This window comes from Streptococcus mitis (assembly GCF_009496285.1).
Lineage (GTDB): Bacteria > Bacillota > Bacilli > Lactobacillales > Streptococcaceae > Streptococcus > Streptococcus mitis_BP.
Genome location: NZ_WIJK01000027.1, coordinates 1 through 20,950 on the forward strand (window position 1 = coordinate 1; position 20,950 = coordinate 20,950).

General features: G+C 40.2%; 19 protein-coding genes, 1 other RNA gene and 1 pseudogene. 4 read left to right on the plus strand and 17 right to left on the minus strand.

What is annotated here, in order from left to right; genetic code table 11:
- Positions 1–209: pseudogene (locus tag GEZ89_RS08310) on the plus strand (IS110 family transposase); the annotation flags it as partial.
- A 356-nt stretch (positions 210–565) separates the two neighbouring features.
- Here GEZ89_RS08310 and GEZ89_RS08315 read toward each other — a convergent pair.
- The 16 genes from GEZ89_RS08315 to GEZ89_RS08390 all read right to left on the minus strand — a co-directional run bounded on the left by GEZ89_RS08315 (position 566) and on the right by GEZ89_RS08390 (position 14,967).
- On the minus strand, positions 566–1,231 hold the full coding sequence (locus GEZ89_RS08315) for a DNA alkylation repair protein (protein WP_153225674.1): 666 nt from the start codon (positions 1,229–1,231) through the stop codon (positions 566–568).
- Positions 1,232–1,864 (minus strand): response regulator transcription factor, encoded by a 633-nt coding sequence (locus GEZ89_RS08320; RefSeq protein ID WP_075230536.1) that lies wholly within the window; start codon positions 1,862–1,864, stop codon positions 1,232–1,234. It abuts the gene before it with no gap.
- An 11-nt stretch (positions 1,865–1,875) separates the two neighbouring features.
- Positions 1,876–2,874: a sensor histidine kinase gene (locus GEZ89_RS08325; RefSeq protein WP_075230535.1), complete on the minus strand. Its 999-nt coding sequence runs from the start codon at positions 2,872–2,874 to the stop codon at positions 1,876–1,878.
- Positions 2,871–3,569, minus strand: coding sequence for a cell wall-active antibiotics response protein LiaF (gene liaF, locus GEZ89_RS08330; RefSeq protein ID WP_075230534.1), 699 nt, complete (start codon positions 3,567–3,569; stop codon positions 2,871–2,873). Before liaF ends, GEZ89_RS08325 begins: the two co-directional genes overlap by 4 nt.
- Before the next feature lie 94 nt (positions 3,570–3,663).
- Positions 3,664–4,665 (minus strand): type 2 isopentenyl-diphosphate Delta-isomerase, encoded by a 1,002-nt coding sequence (fni, locus tag GEZ89_RS08335; RefSeq protein ID WP_075230533.1) that lies wholly within the window; start codon positions 4,663–4,665, stop codon positions 3,664–3,666.
- Positions 4,643–5,656: a phosphomevalonate kinase gene (locus tag GEZ89_RS08340; protein WP_153225675.1), complete on the minus strand. Its 1,014-nt coding sequence runs from the start codon at positions 5,654–5,656 to the stop codon at positions 4,643–4,645. The genes fni and GEZ89_RS08340 overlap by 23 nt, the downstream gene beginning before the upstream one ends.
- Entirely contained in the window at positions 5,643–6,596 is a 954-nt protein-coding gene (mvaD, locus tag GEZ89_RS08345; RefSeq protein WP_153225676.1) for a diphosphomevalonate decarboxylase, read from the minus strand. Before mvaD ends, GEZ89_RS08340 begins: the two co-directional genes overlap by 14 nt.
- Positions 6,578–7,456, minus strand: coding sequence for a mevalonate kinase (mvk, locus tag GEZ89_RS08350; protein WP_153225677.1), 879 nt, complete (start codon positions 7,454–7,456; stop codon positions 6,578–6,580). Before mvk ends, mvaD begins: the two co-directional genes overlap by 19 nt.
- A gap of 123 nt (positions 7,457–7,579) precedes the next feature.
- The gene (locus GEZ89_RS08355) at positions 7,580–8,629 is read right to left on the minus strand and encodes an N-acetylmuramoyl-L-alanine amidase family protein (protein ID WP_153225678.1); all 1,050 of its coding nucleotides are present in this window, start codon (positions 8,627–8,629) and stop codon (positions 7,580–7,582) included.
- A gap of 95 nt (positions 8,630–8,724) precedes the next feature.
- Entirely contained in the window at positions 8,725–9,414 is a 690-nt protein-coding gene (locus tag GEZ89_RS08360; RefSeq protein ID WP_153225679.1) for a response regulator transcription factor, read from the minus strand.
- Between the two features lie 11 nt (positions 9,415–9,425).
- Entirely contained in the window at positions 9,426–10,850 is a 1,425-nt protein-coding gene (gene gndA, locus GEZ89_RS08365) for an NADP-dependent phosphogluconate dehydrogenase (RefSeq protein ID WP_153225680.1), read from the minus strand.
- Positions 10,851–10,926: 76 nt separating this feature from the next.
- On the minus strand, positions 10,927–12,390 hold the full coding sequence (gene mapZ, locus GEZ89_RS08370; protein ID WP_153225681.1) for a cell division site-positioning protein MapZ: 1,464 nt from the start codon (positions 12,388–12,390) through the stop codon (positions 10,927–10,929).
- 12 nt (positions 12,391–12,402) lie between these two features.
- Positions 12,403–13,560, minus strand: a complete 1,158-nt coding sequence (locus tag GEZ89_RS08375) for a THUMP domain-containing class I SAM-dependent RNA methyltransferase (protein ID WP_153225682.1) — start codon at positions 13,558–13,560, stop codon at positions 12,403–12,405.
- Positions 13,561–13,641: 81 nt separating this feature from the next.
- An RNA gene (rnpB, locus tag GEZ89_RS08380) (RNase P RNA component class B) lies at positions 13,642–14,022 on the minus strand.
- Positions 14,023–14,040: 18 nt separating this feature from the next.
- Positions 14,041–14,370 carry a cell division regulator GpsB gene (gene gpsB, locus GEZ89_RS08385; RefSeq protein WP_322741503.1) on the minus strand — a complete coding sequence of 110 codons (330 nt, stop codon included), beginning with the start codon at positions 14,368–14,370 and terminating at the stop codon, positions 14,041–14,043.
- 69 nt (positions 14,371–14,439) lie between these two features.
- A complete protein-coding gene (locus GEZ89_RS08390; RefSeq protein ID WP_153225684.1) occupies positions 14,440–14,967 on the minus strand; it encodes a DUF1273 domain-containing protein in 528 nt (175 codons plus the stop codon).
- A gap of 67 nt (positions 14,968–15,034) precedes the next feature.
- On the opposite strand from GEZ89_RS08390, the gene recU reads away from it, so the two are divergent.
- Together recU and pbp1a are read left to right on the plus strand one after the other, a co-directional pair.
- On the plus strand, positions 15,035–15,631 hold the full coding sequence (gene recU, locus GEZ89_RS08395; protein ID WP_153225685.1) for a Holliday junction resolvase RecU: 597 nt from the start codon (positions 15,035–15,037) through the stop codon (positions 15,629–15,631).
- Positions 15,628–17,790 (plus strand): penicillin-binding protein PBP1A, encoded by a 2,163-nt coding sequence (pbp1a, locus tag GEZ89_RS08400; RefSeq protein ID WP_153225686.1) that lies wholly within the window; start codon positions 15,628–15,630, stop codon positions 17,788–17,790. Before recU ends, pbp1a begins: the two co-directional genes overlap by 4 nt.
- A 339-nt stretch (positions 17,791–18,129) precedes the next feature.
- Here the strand turns inward: pbp1a and GEZ89_RS08405 are convergent, their stop codons facing one another.
- On the minus strand, positions 18,130–20,112 hold the full coding sequence (locus tag GEZ89_RS08405; RefSeq protein WP_153225687.1) for a peptide ABC transporter substrate-binding protein: 1,983 nt from the start codon (positions 20,110–20,112) through the stop codon (positions 18,130–18,132).
- Positions 20,113–20,314: 202 nt separating this feature from the next.
- On the opposite strand from GEZ89_RS08405, the gene GEZ89_RS08410 reads away from it, so the two are divergent.
- Entirely contained in the window at positions 20,315–20,797 is a 483-nt protein-coding gene (locus GEZ89_RS08410; RefSeq protein ID WP_000032544.1) for an S-ribosylhomocysteine lyase, read from the plus strand.
- Positions 20,798–20,950: the final 153 nt, after the last annotated feature.

The following is a 20,950-nucleotide window of genomic DNA, read 5'->3' on the forward strand; positions in this document are numbered from 1 at the left end:
TTCTCTTTAAGTGCATTCATAACATAGCTTCAGCTAGCCACACCAATCCTTGTCATATCGCAGACTTCTATGAGAAACGGAAAAGACAATCGCAAGTGACTTCAACCAAACCACACACGATTGCCTCCATACATCGTCTCATTAGAACAATGTATTACCTTATAACGCATAACAAACTTTACGATTATACTTCTACCCAAAATCGGTAAAATTGTTTATGCCATATTATTGTAACGCCTTATCAAAAAAATCACCAGATAAGGTGTTGTTTTAGTGTACACTTTTTACACTAAAATTTAGTTCAAAAAAAGACAATTTCCTTAGTTTGACTATGGAATTCAAACTACTTTTCATCAAATACCTTGATATACTTGACAAATGGTAGAAAAGGACTTAGTCTTCTAGCATACTGGACTAAATCCTTGGTCTAAATCATTTGTCTCTTGTTGCAGTCTGAAGAACAGCGCTAGGCTCATTTGACAGACATCCTTCTCGAGATGATACTCTCTTAACAAGTTCTACTAGCTACCGCCTATTATGGCTTTTTCTGGTCAGACATGAGTTTTTAGGACTGCTTGAGATACTTGCTTGCTTCTTTGATACTAAGTTCAGCCATTCTTTCCTTGTTTTTTTCGATGAAACTTGCTACCCATTCTGGATTGGTCTTAGAGTAGTCTCTTAGAGCCCAGCCGATGGCTTTATTGATAAAAAATTCTGTCTGGTCCAGATTGTTTAGTAGGATTTTTTCCATCAGTCGGACATTCGTTTTTTCTTTTCTTAACAACTGGTGGTCAATAGCGACTCGTCTCAGCCAGATATTGTCTGATAGGCTCCATTGGAGGATTATTTTCTCCAGTTCTGGCTTGTCATACACCAAACTTCCTACTACTCGATCTAGAATATCTACCGTGTCCCACCAAGACTTGGTCACGACCAGACGCTCAAGCTTAGGCAAATCGCTCTCTGTTAGGTAAGATTGCATAGCTTTCAAATAGTTGGCGCCCACATACTGGTATTCTCTTGGCTCCTTTTTCCAGCAAGTGTCCACAAAATCCCAATCGATGATCTTTGTTTTTTTCTCGCTTGGAAAGTATTTTCTATAGAGCGCATTTCTTTCAAGTGCCGCAATACCTAGAAAGGAAAATTGCTGGCGCATATAGGCTTCCATAGGCCCTGCCTTTTTCGGATCTTTTGCCGCTTCTAGCTCCACAAGTAAATCTGCTAAACTCATCTAAAAATCCTCATGGCCAACCAAGTGATGCTGAAAGGCATAGACTGCTGCCTGGGTGCGGTCGCTAACCTGAAGCTTAGCAAGGATGTTTGAAACATGAGTTTTTACCGTCTTGAGTGAGATAAACAATTCATCGGCGATACGCTGATTTTCATAACCCTTAGCAATTAGTTGAAGGACATCCCGTTCACGCGCAGTTAAGTCCTCATGAAGTTCAATATGATTGCGATTGTATTCTACCTTTTTACTCACCTCTTGTTCAATAGCCAACTCTCCAGCCGCCACCTTACGAACAGCGTGCAGCAATTCGTCCGCGCTAGAAGTTTTGAGCATATATCCCCTAGCCCCAGCATTTAAGACTGGCATGATTTTTTCATTGTCTAAGTAAGAGGTCACAATCAAGATTTTAGCCTCTGGCCATTCTTTGAGAATAGCTAGAGTTGCGTCAATTCCGTTGACTTCAGGCATAACAATATCCATGACAATCACATCTGGCCGAAGCTCCAAGGCCATAGAAATTCCCTCCGCGCCATTGGTTGCTTCTCCTACAACCTCTACATCATCTTGTAGTTCAAAATAACTTTTTAAACCCAGACGCACCATTTGGTGGTCATCTACCAATAATAGTTTCATCTTACTTCCTCTTATCTATCCAAATCAAGCAAGGGAATGCGAATATCCACTGCCAAACCTTGCTTGGGAGCTGTTAATAATTGTATAGTCCCAGCCATATCTTCCACTCGTTCTTTGATATTTCGCAAACCATAACTCAGTTCATCAACATCATCCAGCTGAAAACCACGACCATTGTCTGCAACCTTCAACTGTAATTCCGTTTCCGTTTGATAAAGGTAAACATCTAGACATGAAGCTTGTGCATGACGAAGTGTATTACTAATCAATTCTTGGACAATCCGGAAAATATGTTCTTCAATCTTTTTAGGTAATGCAGTTACCTGACATTTAAAGCTTACCTTCAGCTCACTTTTTTCTTCCAATTCTTTGAGAAGCAACTGAATGCCCTCCACCAAGCTCTTTTGTTCTAATTCTATCGGTCGTAAATGCAAAAGCAGAATTCGCAAATCTCTTTGGGCTGTTTCTAGAATAGCAGTCACACTATGAAGCTGAGTTTGCATCTTCTCTCTGTCTAATTTAGAAGCTTGTTGGCTGAGCCCAGATAAAATCATATGGGCAGCAAAAATTTCTTGGCTGACCGTATCATGTAAATCACGCGCGATTCGCTTGCGCTCCTTTTCAATAATTTCTTCTTCTTTGACCAAGGCCTGATTGTCTGCTTTTTGAATAGCTTCTGTCAACAAACCAAGCTTTCCTGACAAGTTTCTAAAACTTGCGTCTAAATCAGCATCTCCCAGACTTTCAATATCTTTACCAGCTAGCAGACGTTTGAGATTTGCTTGGATTCTTCTTTTTGAAATTTCATCAACAATTGTCCAGAATAGGACTAATAAAAAGGCCAAGGCAGCACTAAACATTAAAGCCAGAAATAGGACTTTTTCTGTCTTTTCTAAATCTTGGAAGAGAGAAGTCCACTCTAAATCCAGAACCTTAAAAATGCTTCGAAAGAGAAAGACAACAAAGAGAAATGAGGTGAGACCAATTAAAATATAGGGCTGTTTTTTCATCCGCGCACCACCTCAACATCTCCAACCATAGTTGTCAAAAGAATCTTGACACTCTTGGGACTCTTGAGATAATCCCTGGTTTCTTGATGGAATTGTTCATTCCGCAAAGCTCGCTTAGGCTGGTCAAAGAAGGTTAAATCTCCGTACAGAGAATTAACACTAAGACTGACTTCTACATCCACTGGTACAATAATTCTAGTAGTGCCGACTAGCTTTCTCAAGATGATGACATTATCATGATTGCTCAAAATCACGTGCTCTAGATGAATGGTATCCTTCCCCATGAGACGAAAAAGGTTGATATCATCAAAGCGGCAAGTCTGGTAGCTTGAAAAGTGGTGGAGATTCCCAAACCAGCGATTTTTCTCCCTCTTCACCGTCACAACTTCTTCAAAAATCAGATTGGTATCTTCTCTTTCCTGGTTCATCATAGGATAAAGCAAGAACAGGCTGTATATCAAGGCCACAAAGATAGCCATAATGACAAAGGGATTGAGCATGATGATAAAGAAAAATAGGATGCTCACTGCCACTAATATGAGGTTATTCCCCTGTCTTCCGGTATAGTATCGAATCAGCAGTAAAAACAAGAGCAAGATCAGCAGAAAACGGGGAAAATGCTCTGATACCATCATAATCAGAGCTCCTGTTAATAAACAAGCTTCAATAAATAGAAAAATTTGAAATTTTCGCATGTAACCGTCCTCTCTATTTTATTGTATCACAAAACCAAAAAGTCACATCAGTCTGAGGAATGATAAAAAGACCGGGACCAAAATCCCGACCTCCTTATAGTTGATCTTTTGCTTCTTTTAATTTTCCATACAGGAGATAGTCGACCTGCTGCAAATCCTTAATCCTTGCACAATTAAGGGCACACATAATCAGACGTAGTTCTTCCTTCCAGCCTTCAACAATAGAAATAACGACATCCACTGGGTAGTTTTCAACTAACTCTAACATGGTGCGTGAGAGTCCAACCGCCTTGGCTCCAAAGACCAAGCATTTGATGATGTCTAGTGGATTGCGAACACCTCCGCTTACCAGAAGCTCCATCTTATCTTTCCAGTCTTGGGCATTTAGAAGGGTTTGCATGGTCGATTGCCCCCAATCATTGAGGTAGTCCCGTTGACCACTGCGACGGTTTTCGATATAGGCAAAGCTAGTTCCGCCACGGCCAGACAAATCAACCGTACGTATCCCCATCTCGTACGCCTTAGCAATGGTCTTCACATCCATGCCAAAGCCGACTTCTTTTAAAACAAGAGGAACTGAGATTTGATTAGCATAATCTTTCAGATTGCTTTGCCATAATCTAAATTGACGTTCACCTTCTGGCATGAGTAATTCCTGCATAACATTAACATGGACTTGCAATAGAAGGGGATTCATCTCTTTGACCGTTTGTAGCCCCAGTTCAACAGACTTATCCAAGCCAATATTGGTTCCAAGTAGAAGGTTAGGGTGACTAGTTTTGACGGAGAAAGAGTCATCTGATGGATCCTTTAGGGCAGCGCTGTAGGAACCTGTCACAAATAAAATCCCACAAGCATCTGCCACCTGAGCCAATTTTTGATTAATTTCTCTGCCCTTATCACTACCGCCTGTCATGGCATTTATATAAAAAGGAAAGTCCCATTTACGCCCTGCAAATTCTGTCGAAAGATCGATCTCATCTATGTCGTATAAGGGTAGTGAGGAGTGGATTAACTCCACCTCATCAAAACTATTATAAGAACTTTTTTGTTCAAGGGCATAGCGGATGTGCTCATCCTTCCGATTCGTCGTCATGTCCTATCCTTTCTTGATACAAGAGCTCAATCCCTAGATTAGCCCAGCGTTTTTTCAGTAATGTGGTCGAATCTTGGTCAAAACTGAGGGCTATTCCACAGTCTCCACCACCAGCACCACTACTTTTAGCGACGGCTTTTAAGTCTCTGCTTGCATCTTTTAATTGTCTGAGCGAAGGTGTGTAAATATCTGAACTCAAGCCTTCTAAGAGTTGGCTAGCTTGTTCTAGCAAGTCAATAACGGTTTCTTCTTGACCTACCTCCAAATCCTTCATCAAGTTAGCTACAATTTCTTTCGAAGCCTGCAAGAAGCTAGCGTTCATATTATCCTTAATTTGCTTGACCATGTGACTAGAGACAGCTACTTCTTTGGTCCAACCAACCAGAAAGTCAAATGTCAAGGTCGGTTTAATACTAGAAATAGAAAATCCCCAATCACGTGCTAATACAGTTGGCAAGTCTTCTTTTTCTAGCCATTGTGCCACTTTCTCACGGTCAAACGACTGATAGAGGACTAGGTCTTCTGAAACGATACAGGCAATATCCCCCATGGAACCATTGTCTCCACGTTTGAGAAGGACTGCACTCGCCAGTTTAAACAAGAGGTCTCTTTCAGCTGGTCTTTCATAGAAAGCAAGCATAGCCTTGATAACCAATACAACGACGCTACCACTAGAACCCAGACCAAACTTCTTGCCCTCACGTTCCATTTTCCCGCGAATATCTAAGGAAAATGGCTGCAAGTCAACCCCTTGATCAGTCAGATACTCCTCCACCAAGGCAACTGTTTCTTGAATAAAAGCATAAGAAGAATCCGGTCGCATATCTACACTATATGTAAACATATCTGAGTAGAGTCGATAAGCATCAGATGTTTTAATCTCAGCCGTCATATAGATGGGGATGGCTTTTATTAGCGCCAACTGTCCTGGTTCTAAAATGGCATACTCCCCAGCCCAATAGAGCTTCCCACAAGTTTTAACAATCGTCATCTTGGCTCAAATCCTTTGTTTTTGAAACGATTAAGCGATAGCGTTGACCTAAAAGTTTTGATAGATGTTCCAAGTCTTTTTCTAAACAAAGAACCTTTACATTAGGCCCCGCATCCATGGTGAAGTAACAAGATTCTCCTTGTTCCCTAAGCTGACGAACAAAATCCATAGCCTCATAACTCGCATCTGTCAGATATGAGAACGGCGGATTTGCAGTTTTTGTCGTAGCATGCATTGCGAGAGCGTTCTTTTCTGTTAATACTCCAACTTTCTCAAAGTCATTTTCCTTGAGATAGACCAGCATATCCTTGTAGTCTTTCTCAGACTGACGAATCCACTCATCAAATGTTGTCGAAGTTTCCACACAGAGTTTCATACCATCCCGACTAGAGATTGGTTTTTTCTGGTCTTCTAAAACCAACATAATCATAGCCAGTTTCAGGTCAGTCTCGACTGGATAAATCTCTCCACTATCCTTGTCCCAAGCTGCCAAAGGTCCATAAAAACTACGAGATGAAGAACCCGATGCAAATTTAGCTTCTAAGGCCAACTCTTTACGATCTAATCCTAATTGGAAATAGGCATTACAAGCTTTGACCAGGGCAGATAAACCACTGGAACTTGAAGAAAGGCCTGCTGCTGTTGGCATATTGTTCTTGGTATCGATACGAACAAAACCTGCTCCTTCAGGACGGTAGCGGTCAATGATTTTACCCATCTTGACATGCTCAGCTTCGTTTTGCAACTGACCATTGATGTAGAAAGCATCCGAGCTTGCATCTGCTGGTAAAGGTGAAAGTGTCGTCTCCGTATACATATTTTCTAAGGTTAGAGAGATACTGCTAGTCGCAGGAACCATCTCTTTTTCTGCTTTCTTACCCCAATATTTGATAATAGCAATATTGGCATAGGAACGTACTGTTACAGGCTTTCGATCCATGTCTGAACAGCTCCTTTCTCTTCTAATCTTTCTGCTAGTTCTTGCGCTTGGCTCTCATTAGCAACCAAGGCGATGATACAGCCTCCTAGACCACCACCACTCATCTTGGCACCTAGAGCACCATGATCGAGAGCAGTTTCAACCAAGGCATCTGCCTCAGGGCTACTAACTCCAATTTCCTTTAGATTTCCATGAGCTTTGGTAAGAATCTCTCCCAGCTTCACGGCATCTTTTGTTTTTATCGCTTCTTCTGCTTCTTGGGTCAACTCTCCTAGCGCATGCAAGAAAGGCAGAGCTTCCTTGCCCTTGCTCTCTACAACTTGGATGGCTTCACGAGTGTGCCCATAGACTCCTGTATCTGCAATGACCAGAAAAGCTGATAAATCCATGGTTAATTCTTCAAAACCAACATTCTTGATAAAACGGATAGGTTGGTCACTAAGACAGGTCTTGGCATCCAAACCACTAGGATTCATATGGGCAATCATCTCCGCCCGATTGACCAAAATTTCTAACACGTCATGTGGAAGTTCTGCTTGGTAATAATCAAATACTGCACGAATGGCCGCAATACTAATGGCTGCTGAAGAACCCATTCCACGTTTTTCAGGAATAGCCGAGTCAATTTGACAACGGATGCAAGCATCCTGGATATTTAAATACTCGAGAGAAGCATACACAGCCATAGACAAGGTGTCCTCTTCAAAAAGACGCCATGGTGTCGCTGCTGGAACCACCCTACAAGTCACTTCAACCTCTAAAAGAGGTAAAGAAATGGCTGGGTAGCCATAAACCACCGCATGCTCTCCGATTAAAATAATTTTACTATGTGCCTGACCGACACTAACTTCTTTTGTCATTTAATCCTACTATCAGATGAAAATCATCTGTTTCTAGATAAAATTTTAGAACTTTATTCCTTTCTATTTTATTATATTTTCACAAAAAAAGCGATTGTTTCCTTTCACAATCGCTTGTTTTCATTATTGTACCCACTCACCATTATAGTTGACGTAGTAGCCACCTACTGTGGTATTTACAGCTAAGGCACCAGAACTATAGGCATAGTACCATTTACCATTAACTTGGAACCAGCCTGTCACCATAGCTCCTGACGAACGAAGATAATACCAAGTATTATCGACATAAATCCAGCCAGTTTTCATATCACCATTTTCAGCATCTAGATAATACCAAGTTGAACCTTCTTGATACCAGCCTGTTGCCATGGCTCCTGATGAACGGAGATAGTACCAATAGCCATTGATAGACACCCAACCTGTTTTCATATCACCGTTTTGAGCATCTAGGTAATACCAAGTCGAACCATCTTGATACCAACCTGTCGCCATAGCACCTGATGAACGAAGGTAGTACCATTTGTTACCAAGATATTGCCAACCTGTTTGCATTGCAGCAGTTGTTGGATCGAGATAGTACCAAGTTGAATTGTCTTTAATCCAACCAGAACGTTTCTCACCACCAAGGTAGTCTTTCCCTGAAGAACCTGTTTTTGCTAGGTAATACCAGTTAGACTGATCATAAAGCCAACCTGTTTTTAAAGAATGGTCTTGATCAAAGTAATAGTATGCTAATTTAAGAACTTCTGGGCCTTCAAAGCCTTCACCATGTTTTTTGCCAACATTTAACGAATCCTTAGCCTCTAATTGTTGCCAACCAACAAATTCTTGTAGTACGCCATCTTGATTAAAGTAATACCATTTTGACATTGGCATATATTCTAATCTGATACCATTGGGGTAAGGACCAATGGTACTACCTTCATCTGGCATAGGAATATACTGCCAACCTACTACCATTTCTCCCATATAGTCAAAAAAGTAGGTTTTCCCATCGATCACTCGCCAGGCCGTTTCTTTGATGTCACCCTTCTTGTAGTAGGTTCTACCATTTTCTTGAACAAATTTCCAGCCTTCAGAATTCAAATCATCCGCAAATACTGTACTTGTTGCTAACAGACCAAAGAAGAAGACTGCTAGAGCAACTTGCATCATTTTTTTCAAAAATTTCATTCTTGTTTCCTCCAAAATGATTCTAGCAAAGTTCAAATCATATGTCAACATTTCAATGACTCAAAAAAAGCAGTTACAAAACTGCAACTGCTTTTCTATTCTTGCATGGTATAACCAACACCACGCACGGTTTTAATGTAGCTCTTTTGACCTTTCACGTCAAGTTTGCTACGTAGATAACGGATATAAACATCCACAATATTGGTTTCGGTCGCACTTTCATACTTCCAAACACTTTCCAGCAATTGCTCTCGAGTTAAAACCTTCTTACTTCCCATAAGGGTAGCCAAAAGATCATATTCACGCCGAGTCAGGGCAATCATTTCCTCGCCACGATAGACGGTATGATGTTCTACGTCCATACGCAGATTGCGATAGGCTGTCGGAACTTTCATCTGACTACAGTGTTGGTCGATGAAATCTCGACCTCGGAAGATAGCTGAAATACGACTGACCAAATCATCGATAATGATTGGTTTATAGATGTATGAAACAGCGAAACGCTGGATTGTTTCAAGTTGGTCTTGCAATTCTTCTCGATGGTCCACGACCATGATTACCGAAGCTGGCTTGGTCCGACTCAAGTTATCCGCAAAATCCTGGGCTGTCATATCCCCTAGGTAAGCATTCAGTAAAATCAAGTCATAGTCAGTCTGAAGAGCCATGGAGAGGGCTTTTTGTCCCTCTTCTACCTGATCAACTCGGTATTGCTCTTTTTGGAGTTCCAGACTTAAAAAATGAGCTAGATTTCTTTCTTTCTCAAGTAATAAAATCCGTTTCCCCATGGCTGACCTACTTATTTTTCGTCATACCAAGAGTAGTGGAATGTTCCTTCTTTGTCTTTACGTTGGTAAGTGTGGGCACCAAAGTAGTCACGTTGCGCTTGGATCAAATTAGCTGGAAGGTCAGCTGAACGGTAGCTATCATAGTAAGTAATAGCTGCTGAGAAGGTTGGCACTGGTACACCAGCTTGAACAGCAAGAGCTACGATATCACGAACTGATTGTTGGTACTTAGCTGTTACATCCAAGAAGTACTCATCCAAAAGAAGGTTAGCAAGATCTGCATCACGGTTGTAAGCATCAGTAATCTTTTGCAAGAAACGAGAACGGATGATACATCCATCGCGCCAGATAGATGCGATATCTGCAAATGGCAAGTTCCAGTTATTTTCTTTAGAAGCTACACGCAATTGCGCAAAACCTTGTGCGTATGAGATGATTTTTGAGAAGTAAAGGGCTTGACGGATTTTTTCAATCAATTCAGCCTTATCGCCTTCAAATTTGAAAGCGGCTGGTTTTGGAAGCACCTTGCTTGCATGAACACGTTCTTCTTTGTAAGTTGAGATGTAACGGGCAAATACTGACTCAGTAATGAGTGACAATGGCACACCAAGGTCAAGAGCTGATTGGCTAGTCCATTTACCTGTTCCCTTGTTTCCTGCAGCATCCAGGATGTAGTCTACGATTGGTCCATCTTGACCTTCATCATCTTTACGTCCAAGGATATCAGCAGTGATTTCGATCAAGTAGCTGTCCAATTCACCCTTGTTCCACTCAGTAAAGATTTCAGCCATGTCTTGAGCTGAAAGGCCAAGTAAGTGTTGCATAAGATCGTAGCTTTCTGCGATCAATTGCATATCACCGTACTCGATACCATTGTGGACCATTTTTACATAGTGACCAGCTCCATCAGGACCGATGTAAGTTACACATGGTTTACCATCTTCTGGAGCTTTAGCAGAGATTTCTTCAAGAACATCTGCTACCAAGTCATAAGCTTCTTTTTGTCCGCCAGGCATGATAGATGGTCCTTCAAGGGCACCTTTTTCACCACCAGAAACTCCAGTACCGATAAAATTGATACCTGAGTTAGCCAACTCTTCATTACGACGGATGGTATCTTTATAGAAAGTATTCCCTCCGTCGATCAAGATATCACCTTTATCCAAGTGTGGAAGAAGGGCTTGGATGGTCGCATCTGTACCAGGTCCTGCTTGAACCATAAGCATGATACGACGTGGTTTTTCAATTGAGTTTACGAAGCTTTCGATATCATAGCTTGGCACGAAGTTTTTATCAGGGTGACAAGCAATCACATCTTCAGTTTTTTCTTTACTACGGTTATAAATAGCAACTGTATAACCACGAGATTCAATATTAAGGGCAAGGTTACGACCCATTACGGCCATACCAACAACACCAAAGTTAGCTTTTGTCATGTGACACTCCTCTTGTTTAATATGTTTTATTTTATCATGTTTATCTGTGAAAAGAAAGAATTTTGTAACAATTTGACTAGTAGTCTAAATCATCCGCATGTCCAGAACCATTACCTACAAAGTAACCTGTCTTACAATTAAGGGTAAAGAGATAGGTACCGTCTGGTTTATAAAGATTATAGTAGCCATTACCATTAACAATATTCACAGGTTCCAAAATGTATTGGTTGCCTGTAATGTAGCCACGCGCACGCGAAGTCTCAAGAATGCGTTCAAGGACACCATCTGCAAAAGTCCAAGCAGGATCACTACTATCACTTACAGCTGCTTGATTGTACGGTACTCGACTGACACTTCTTTGTAGGTTCACACCATTGCTTGCTAGTCCACTATTTAGGATATTACTTGCTGAGGCTGTTTCACCCGCTGAAGTTGATGCATTAGCAGAGCTGCTAGCATTGCTTTCAGTTGCAGAACTTGACTCTGCTTGGCTTGATGAACTTGACTGACTACTGCTTGAGCTTGTAGAACTTGAAATTTGGCTCTTACCGAGACTAATAGCCTTAGCTAGCAGTTTATCAATTTCAGTATTCCCTGTCTTAACTTCGGTAAATTTAGCATCTGCCTTTACTTTAGCATTGGTATTTAGAACACCATCTGTAATAGCTGGTGTTTCAAATTGAGCATTAACATCTTGTACCGCTTTGATTTGTGTTTCAAGACTATCGTATTTTGATTTGGCAAGAGTATGCTCACTAGCTCCCTCAAGTTTATCTAAAAGCTCTTTGAGCTGACTCAGCTGACTAAACTGACTATTTTTTAGGGCAGTTTTATTCTCATCAGTATAAAAAGTATCATAGAGACTGTTAAATTGATTGAGAATTGCTTGATTACTTACCAAACCTGCATCAGATGACTGAGACTGAATTTCTTGGGAAGAACGCGTAATTTGACGATAAACGTAGTAGCTACCCCCAATAATCAAGACAATAATCGCTAAAAGAGCTGACAAGATGACCCACAGTTTTTTGTTTTGTGGCTCATCTTCTGCTTGAGCAGAGCGAGATAAGGATTGATGTTCCTCTTGCAAAGCTTCATCATCCTCTGCAACAAGGGGCTCAATTTCAGATTCCACTAGGTTTTTATCCATAACCAAGGTTTCTTCAAGGGGTGGAAGGAGAAATTCTTCCATTGCTACTCCCTCTTCTTCAGCAGCAATCTCTAAGTCAGGGACTTCTTCTACTGGTTCAACCTCTTCATCAATTGTTTCTTTGGCGTCTTGAAGCAAATCATCTAGACTTCGAAGTTCCTCTTTCTTCGCCTGAATGTTAGTAAATTTATCAGCTTCGATTTCTTCACGGTGTTGTTTAATGTATTTGTCCAAAATCGTATCATCAGGAGTTACTCCTGCTTCGATTTCTTCATTTTTTCGAATAACTTGTCCAACCGTTAGATCCTTAGCTTCCTCAAAATCAAACTGAGGTTCCTGAGATATTTTCTCAGGTTCTAACAACTCTTCTTTTTTATCCTTTGGATCCATGGCAACTCCTTTCTAATCTGTCAAATTTCTTTTGACACGTTGACCAAAATATTGATATAAATCAACTTTCAAAGTACCATTGTAGAGTTTTCGTTTTTTGTCCGCCTGACTACCATATTTGCTTTCAAAGGCTTCATCACTAGTCAGGATAAACTTACTCCAAGTCTTGAGTGGTTCAAAAACCTCACCCATTTCAGCATAAAGTTTAGTTACTCCTGCATCATCTGACAGACGTTCACCATAAGGCGGGTTAGAGATAATAACTCCATTAATCTTATCCGTACGCAAATCCTGTACACGCATCTGCTTAAAGAGAATATCTCCAGATACTCCTGCAGCCTGGGCATTGGCCTTAGCAATTTCCACCATGCGTCCATCGATATCACATCCCATAATATCCAGTTCCAACTCACGATCCACTTTCTTAGCTGCCTCTGTGCGAACTTCTTGAATCAAACGATCGCTAATCCAGTTCCATTCCTCAAATGCAAAGGAACGGCGCAGACCAGGCGCCATCTTTCTAGCAATCATAACTGCCTCGATACAGAAAGTTCCTGAACCACAGGTTGGATCAATCAAAGGCTTATCAGGGTACCAGTTAGAAAGTTGCAAAATCGCAGCTGCCATATTTTCTTTGATCGGAGCTCCACCTTTTTCAGTACGATAACCACGTTTAAAGAGACTTGAACCAGTTGTATCAATCATAACAGTCGCTATATCTTTCAAAATGGAAACTTCAATCTTGAACTCTGGACCATTCTCCATCAGGGGAACACCTTCTGGTCGGGCATAGTGTCTTTGTAGTTTCTTAACAACTGCCTTCTTAGAAATCGCCTGCACACTTGGCTCATTGTGTAATTTTGACTTAACACACTTAGCCTTGGCAATTGGGAAACGGGCTCCAAGTGGGAGATAGTTCTCCCAATCTAGAGCAAAAACACCTTGGAAGAGTTCTTCAAATGTTTTTGCAGGAAAAGTTCCCACAACGATTTTGATTCTATCCGCAGCTCTTAGCCACAGGTTAGTTTGGATAATCGCTTTAACATCACCTTGAAAACGAACACGCCCATTTTCAACTTGACAATCATAACCCAAATCTCTTACTTCACGTCCAACTACAGCTTCCAAACCCGCCGCAGCAGTCGCAATTAAATTAAATGTTGTTTTCATTTCAGTCTTTTATAGACCTTTCTTTATTCACTTTAAAAAATGAGGTTGAGAATATATCTCAGCCCCAACCTATATGCAATTTTCTATAAGCCATGTTTTGTTCCAGAAGTGACTAGGACCACTTCCTTCGATAATCATCTGTCTACCACTAGCAGCTCTAGCTGATAGCAGTCAGAGTACTACGTTCGTTTCCGCGCACTCCATGCCCCGACCAAAATTTGGGTTGCTAGCTTGAGGGGTTTACCGCGTTCCACTCTCTCCGTTTCCAGAAAGACTTCGTCACTGTGGCACTTTCAAGCCTACTCTGACCTATCCAAAGACTTAGCCATTTCAACTGCCGTAACGATTTCTCGTCCCTAGGCTTATGGTTTCGCCTAGCACAAACACTACAGGCATCACAGCCTGTGCTAGCATGGACTTTCCTCATGAAAAGAAATTCTCTTCACGCGATTATCCAAAAATTGCACAACAAAATCATTCTTAGAAATCAGAATTATCCAAGATTTGTTTGCCAAATACTTCTTTTTCAAGACGATTCAAACGTTTCAAAATATCAAAGTTTGTCATAGAAGTCGTACTTCCATGATCTGCTGATTCAGAAGTTGGTGGTGTCACTTGAGGTTTTTTCGCCAATTCTTCTTTGAGCTCCGCGATTTCTGAACGGAGTGACTTCACTAATGCTGCATAAGTTTCATAATCCTTGATGACGTCATCCAAGAATTCATCAACCTCTGCTTTACTATATCCACGTACTTCTCTTCCAAAATCCTGCTCAAAAATATCTTTTGCTGTAAAAATAATACTTGCCATGTCTCTCTCCATTCTCAGTTGCTAGTATTATTATATAAAAAAAGGCAAACAAAAAGCAAGGTCAAAGGCTCAATTTTCGGAAAAATTTTCAGCTACTTCGTTTAATTCCTCAAATGTTAATCTTTTTGTAACATAGTTGTCTTTCTTTTTCATCAGTTCGTAAAAATACTTCAGTTTTGTTTCATTTTCTTCATCATAAAAAAGATAGGCTCCATCTGTATTTTCAAGTAAGAAAAGTTGATAATCTCGTAATTGACCCTTGTGCTCGTAGTTTGGATAGGCGTACTTAACAAAATCAACTTGTTTAAATTCACTCAGTTTGACCTGATTCCCCTCATTCCAGTTTTCCCCATGAGTCTCAAAATCAAAGATAGTGGCAAGTTGGAAACCAAAGTCATCTTTCATATCTCTAGCCACCTCTAAAACCCAGTGTTCAAATCCCAGAGTTCCCGTAAATACCAACCATTTCAACCCTTCGTCTGCCATTTTTTCCAAATCTCTACGAATGGCTTTTTTAATAATTTTTAAACGAATATCTTTGTCATTAAACAATCCTAAATCAAAGCTAGAATAGCCTAAAACCAAGGCTGTATGCATTTTTTCATCCTTTCTGTGCACTTTTATGGTATAATAGAGTGATGTTATTGTACCAATAAGGAGAATTATGGTCAACTATCCTCATAAACTTTCATCGAAAAAAAAACAAGAAGTCACCTCACAAACTAAAAATTTCGCAAATCGTGGGATGACCTTTGAGAAGATGATCAATGCTACAAACGATTATTATCTGACACACGGTTTGGCTGTTATCCATAAGAAACCTACTCCTGTTCAGATTGTCCGCGTCGACTATCCGCAGCGTAGTCGGGCTAAGATTGTTGAAGCTTATTTTAGACAGGCATCGACTACCGATTATTCTGGAGTTTATGAAGGATTTTACATCGATTTCGAAGCTAAGGAAACTAAGCAAAAACATGCCATTCCGATGAAGAACTTCCATCCTCATCAGATTCGGCATATGGAACAAGTCCTTGAACAAAAAGGAATTTGCTTTGTCCTTCTTCATTTTTCTTCTTATCAAGAAACGTATTTATTGCCGGCACTTGACCTCATCCGTTTTTATCATCAGGATATGGGGAAAAAGTCAATGCCGCTTGACTATATCAAAGAATTCGGTTATGTGATTGAGCAGTCTGCTTTTCCACAAATTCCTTACCTTGATACAGTCAAACAACATTTACTAGGTGGTAAAACAATATGAACAAACAAACTATCTTGCGCATCGCTAAATACCTCGGCATTGGTGTGATTAGCTTATTTATCGTAGCTTTCCTACTTGGCGGTGGTGTATTTCTTTACTATGCAAACAAGGCTCCTGAACTCTCTGAAAGCAAACTTGTTGCAACCACATCAAGTAAAATTTATGATAGCAAAAATGAACTCATCGCAGATTTAGGTGCTGAACGTCGTGTCAATGCTCAAAGTAGTGACATCCCTACTGATCTTGTCAATGCGATTGTCTCTATCGAGGATCATCGCTTCTTTAACCACAGAGGAATTGATAGCATTCGAATAGCAGGAGCTTTCCTACGTAACCTTAGTAGTAATGGTGGTCTTCAAGGGGGATCAACCTTGACCCAGCAGTTGATTAAGCTGACTTATTTCTCAACATCAACAGCTGATCAAACCCTATCCCGTAAAGTTCAAGAGGCTTGGTTGGCTATCCAGCTAGAGCGAACTGCAACTAAGCAAGAAATCTTGACCTATTACGTCAATAAGGTCTACATGTCAAATGGTAACTATGGTATGCAGACAGCTGCGGAAAACTATTATGGTAAGGACCTCAAAGACTTGTCCATCCCACAACTTGCACTCTTAGCAGGTATGCCACAGGCTCCAAACCAATACGATCCCTATTCTCATCCCGAAGCAGCCCTTGAAAGACGAAACCTCGTTTTGTCAGAAATGCAAAAGCAGGGCTACCTTACCGCCGAGCAATATGAAACAGCAATCAATACCCCAATCACAGATGGACTTCAAAGTCTAAAATCTGTTAATAACTATCCACAGTACATGGATAACTATCTTAAAGAAGTTATTGACCAAGTAGAGCAAGAGACAGGTTATAATCTATTAACAACAGGTATGGAAGTCTATACAAACGTCGACCAAGAGGTACAAAAACGCCTTTGGGATGTTTACAATACAGACGAATATGTTGACTATCCAGATGATGACCTTCAAGCTGCTTCTACTATCGTTGATGTTACAAATGGTAAAGTCATCGCTCAACTTGGTTCTAGACACCAATCAAGTAATGTTTCATTCGGTATCAACCAAGCCGTCGAAACAAACCGTGACTGGGGTTCTACTATGAAACCTATCACAGACTACGCTCCTGCACTTGAGTACGGAATCTTCGACTCTACTGCAGCAACGATTAATGATGCCCCTTATAACTATCCTGGAACAGACATTCCTGTCTATAACTGGGATAAGACCTACTTTGGAAATATCACTCTCCAGTACGCAATTCAACAATCTCGTAACGTACCAGCCGTTAAAACACTTGAAAAAGTTGGATTAGACCATGCTAAGACCTTCTTAAATGGTTTAGGAATTGATTACCCATCAATGGTATACGCAAATGCTATCTCAAGTAATACAGTTGAATCTCATAAACAGTACGGAGCAAGTAGTGAAAAAATGGCTGCTGCCTATGCTGCCTTTGCTAACGGCGGTATCTATCACAAACCAATGTATATCAATAAAGTTGTCTTTAGTGATGGCAGTTCAAAAGAGTTTTCAGACCAAGGTACTCGCGCCATGAAGGAAACAACCGCCTACATGATGACAGAAATGATGAAAACCGTATTAACTTACGGAACTGGTCGTGGAGCCTACATGTCATGGCTTCCACAAGCTGGTAAAACTGGTACTTCAAACTATACAGACGATGAAATTGAGAACTACATTAAGAACACTGGGTATGTTGCTCCAGATGAAATGTTCGTAGGATATACCCGTAAGTATTCAATGGCCGTTTGGACTGGTTACTCAAACCGTCTTACTCCAATCGTAGGAGATGGATTTAGAGTCGCTGCAAATATCTACCGCTCAATGATGGGATATCTGTCAGAGGATGATCATCCTGGTGATTGGACAATGCCTGAAGGTTTGTATCGTAACGGAGAATACGTCTTTAAGAACGGTGCTCGTAACAACTGGATTCCACAGTCAACTCAAGCAAGTTCGACAACAGAGAGCTCAAGTTCAAGTACAACTTCAACAACTGAAAGTCCAATCTCTTCGAATGATAATACGAATGGCACTACCAATCCAAATGCCTCAGTACCAAACACAACTACAAATAGTCAACAACAAAATCCAGCCCCACAAAATACACAAGGGCAGCAATAAAATATAAAAAACTGAGGATTTATTCTCAGTTTTTTGTATGCAGTTTTTTATGGTGGAATCTTAATTTCTACCAGGTCAAACTTTTTAAAAATATGTAGAGAAACAACTGAACAGGTTAATATCTCAATCGCAACCTTATCCCAAACACAAGTTAAATAGTCGGGAAAACTGTTTAAAATTATAGATAAAAGATATCTTACTTTTATGTAATACTGGAGCGTGACTTAGAATGTCTGTTCTACTACTTCAATGCAGTGCTTGAACTAATAACCAAAATATCAAACTGATGTCTCAGCAATGATATCAAAAGACCAGACTTTTTGTCCGGCCTCTTTTTTCTTATTTGACATGATTTGCAAGATCTTCTTGCGCTTTTTTATTAGATTCTTCTTTTTCTTTCTTCCATTTATCTTGAGCTTTTTGATATTCATCAGCAGTTACTGGTTTATCTTGAAGTTCAAGGTGCTTGTACAAGAGGGCTTCACTCATACCCTTGTTACCTGAGTATGCAAATGGAAGGGTGAATGGTACCATCTTAGACAACATTGGACGTCCAGTTTTAGAAGTTGTTGGAATAATCAATGCACTATCTGTCAACCAAGCTTGGGCTGCAGCATATTTATCATAACGTTTTGAAACGTCAGTGTCTTCATTTCCAGCTTCAACAACCATCTTTTCGTAATCTTCCAAACCAACTTGTTTGGCGGCAGCGTTATTTGTACCTGAATCAAATCCTAGGTAAGTCTTAGTATTTTCACCTACTGATGGTTTGATGATATCAAGGTATGTAGATGGGTCGATGTAGTCCGGAGACCAACCAACGTTATCTGAAAGGTCCCAATCTTCCCCAGCAGCTGATTCTGCAAAGTAAGTGACATTGAGAACTTCATCTTTTTGAAGTTGTTGGATATCAATAACGACATTGTCAGTTCCTAATGTTGCTTCAAGCGATTGTTTCAATGATTGAACACGTTGAACTTTTGTAGTATTGGTTTGGTCAACTGGCATATCCAAGTGGATTGGGAATTGAACACCCTCCGCTTGGAGAGCTGTCTTAGCCTTAGCAAACTCTGCTTTTGCTTTTTCAGGATTGTAAAGACCGTCTTGAGCGTCTTCTAGATTAACATCTTTCCACTCATCACCATAGGTCACTAATTTTTCCTTAACTAAGTCACCAAAGTTTTTACCATCTGCTTGAACAAATGTTGGTGGTACGAACAAGTTACGAAGGAGTTTGCTTGCTCCACTTGCTCCATTAACTTGAGAAGCATAAGCTGTTCTATCAAAACCAAAGGCGATGGCTTGACGGAAGTCTTTGTTAAGAAGAGCTTTCTTAGTTGAAGTCTTTTGCTCGTCTGTAGTCTTAGAAGTATATTTGTAAGACTGACGGTCAATATTCGTACCGACTAAGAAAGTTGTAGAATCTTGTGTTGTATAAACGATGTTATCCTTAAACTCTTTTTCAAGTTCAGAGTAGCTTCCACTTGTTGGGAAGAGAAGGGCCATTGAGAAACCACCATCTTTAAAGGTTTCTGCAAGTTTGTTATTGTCTTGACCATCCCAGAATGAAAGTTTTACTTTATCAATATGAACATTGTCCTTATCCCAGTAGTTTGGATTCTTTTCAAATTCTACTGAAGATTTTGCTACCAATGATTTCAACAAGAAAGGACCGTTGTAAAGAATACTGCTTGGATCTGTTGCTTTAGCAAAGTCACTTCCTTTAGAAGTAAGGAATTCTTCATTGACTGGTGCAAGAATTCCCATGGTTGTCTTAGAGTTCCAGAAGCTTTCTGGTTTGTTCAAAGTGTATTGAACTGTTTGATCATCTACAGCCTTGATTCCAACTTCTGAGAAGTCTTTAACTTCACCTTTTACATAAGCATCCAAACCTTTAATAGATTCTTGAACAAGATAAAGGGCTTCTGACTTATTGTCAGCAGCATACTTAAGACCTGTTACAAAGTCTTGCGCTTTAACTGGTGCATACTCTTCGCCTTCAGAAGTGTACCACTTAGCATCTTTACGGATTGTGTAAGTGTAAGTCAACCCGTCTTTAGACACTGACCAATCTTCTGCCAAAGATGGCACGAAGTTACCGTAGCGGTCATTCTCCATCAAACCGTCAACGACATTACTTGTGATATTAGCAACCGCAGCCTTACCAGTTGTCAGATAGTTGAGACTATCTGGATCTGTTTCATAAACATAAGAAAAAGTTTTCTCACCCTTTGCACTAGAGCCTGAACCTGAACAAGCTGCCAAAACACCAGACGCTAACAGAGTCACCCCTGCTAGGGCCATTACTTTTGAAAATTTCATAATAAACTCCTTTTTGACTTTTTATACATTATAATCCCTTTTCAGCCAAGTGTCAATACAATTTTCAGAATTTTTCAAATTGATTTAAAAACATTTTTATGAGAAACTTTTCTAAAAACCAACTGAGAAAAAGTTCTTTTATTGACAGTTCTCAAACAAATCTTTATGATATAATGAAAAGAGAAAATTGAAAGGAAATACCATGTCAAAAGAAGTTATTGTTGAAAGTTTTGAACTCGATCACACCATTGTTAAAGCACCGTATGTCCGTTTAATCGGAGAAGAAACAGGTCCTAAGGGAGATATCATTTCTAACTTTGATATTCGCTTGGTTCAACCAAATGAGGACTCTATCCCTACTGCTGGACTTCATACTATTGAGCACCTCTTGGCTAAGCTAATCCGTACTCGCATCGACGGTATGATCGATTGTTCACCATTTGGTTGTCGTACAGGGTTCCATATGATTATGTGGGGACGTCATACTAGCGCAGAAATCGCTGCTGTCATCAAGGATTCACTCAAAGAAATCGCTGAGACTACAACTTGGGAAGATGTCCCAGGAACTACCATTGAGTCTTGTGGTAACTACAAGGATCATAGCCTATTTTCAGCTAAGGAATGGGCAAAATTGATTCTTGAACAAGGAATCTCAGATGATGCCTTTGAACGTCATGTCATTTAACATAAAAGAACCAGTTTTTTCAACTGGTCAGAACGAAGACAAACGTCATTTTTGGTGTTTGTCTTTTTCTGTTTTCAAAAATATTTTGTCTCATCATCTGATATTCCATTCAAAAATCGAATTTAGAACAAAATAAAAAGGGATATTCTCTAT

What these genes read in the sequence shown, in the direction of transcription:
- GEZ89_RS08315 (WP_153225674.1), bottom strand. Translation starts at nt 1,231, where the DNA reads ATGAGTTTAGCAGATTTACTTGTGGAGCTAGAAGCGGCAAAAGATCCG.
- GEZ89_RS08320 (WP_075230536.1), bottom strand. Translation starts at nt 1,864, where the DNA reads ATGAAACTATTATTGGTAGATGACCACCAAATGGTGCGTCTGGGTTTA.
- GEZ89_RS08325 (WP_075230535.1), bottom strand. Translation starts at nt 2,874, where the DNA reads ATGAAAAAACAGCCCTATATTTTAATTGGTCTCACCTCATTTCTCTTT.
- liaF (WP_075230534.1), bottom strand. Translation starts at nt 3,569, where the DNA reads ATGCGAAAATTTCAAATTTTTCTATTTATTGAAGCTTGTTTATTAACA.
- fni (WP_075230533.1), bottom strand. Translation starts at nt 4,665, where the DNA reads ATGACGACGAATCGGAAGGATGAGCACATCCGCTATGCCCTTGAACAA.
- GEZ89_RS08340 (WP_153225675.1), bottom strand. Translation starts at nt 5,656, where the DNA reads ATGACGATTGTTAAAACTTGTGGGAAGCTCTATTGGGCTGGGGAGTAT.
- mvaD (WP_153225676.1), bottom strand. Translation starts at nt 6,596, where the DNA reads ATGGATCGAAAGCCTGTAACAGTACGTTCCTATGCCAATATTGCTATT.
- mvk (WP_153225677.1), bottom strand. Translation starts at nt 7,456, where the DNA reads ATGACAAAAGAAGTTAGTGTCGGTCAGGCACATAGTAAAATTATTTTA.
- GEZ89_RS08355 (WP_153225678.1), bottom strand. Translation starts at nt 8,629, where the DNA reads ATGAAATTTTTGAAAAAAATGATGCAAGTTGCTCTAGCAGTCTTCTTC.
- GEZ89_RS08360 (WP_153225679.1), bottom strand. Translation starts at nt 9,414, where the DNA reads ATGGGGAAACGGATTTTATTACTTGAGAAAGAAAGAAATCTAGCTCAT.
- gndA (WP_153225680.1), bottom strand. Translation starts at nt 10,850, where the DNA reads ATGACAAAAGCTAACTTTGGTGTTGTTGGTATGGCCGTAATGGGTCGT.
- mapZ (WP_153225681.1), bottom strand. Translation starts at nt 12,390, where the DNA reads ATGGATCCAAAGGATAAAAAAGAAGAGTTGTTAGAACCTGAGAAAATA.
- GEZ89_RS08375 (WP_153225682.1), bottom strand. Translation starts at nt 13,560, where the DNA reads ATGAAAACAACATTTAATTTAATTGCGACTGCTGCGGCGGGTTTGGAA.
- gpsB (WP_322741503.1), bottom strand. Translation starts at nt 14,370, where the DNA reads ATGGCAAGTATTATTTTTACAGCAAAAGATATTTTTGAGCAGGATTTT.
- GEZ89_RS08390 (WP_153225684.1), bottom strand. Translation starts at nt 14,967, where the DNA reads ATGCATACAGCCTTGGTTTTAGGCTATTCTAGCTTTGATTTAGGATTG.
- recU (WP_153225685.1), top strand. Translation starts at nt 15,035, where the DNA reads ATGGTCAACTATCCTCATAAACTTTCATCGAAAAAAAAACAAGAAGTC.
- pbp1a (WP_153225686.1), top strand. Translation starts at nt 15,628, where the DNA reads ATGAACAAACAAACTATCTTGCGCATCGCTAAATACCTCGGCATTGGT.
- GEZ89_RS08405 (WP_153225687.1), bottom strand. Translation starts at nt 20,112, where the DNA reads ATGAAATTTTCAAAAGTAATGGCCCTAGCAGGGGTGACTCTGTTAGCG.
- GEZ89_RS08410 (WP_000032544.1), top strand. Translation starts at nt 20,315, where the DNA reads ATGTCAAAAGAAGTTATTGTTGAAAGTTTTGAACTCGATCACACCATT.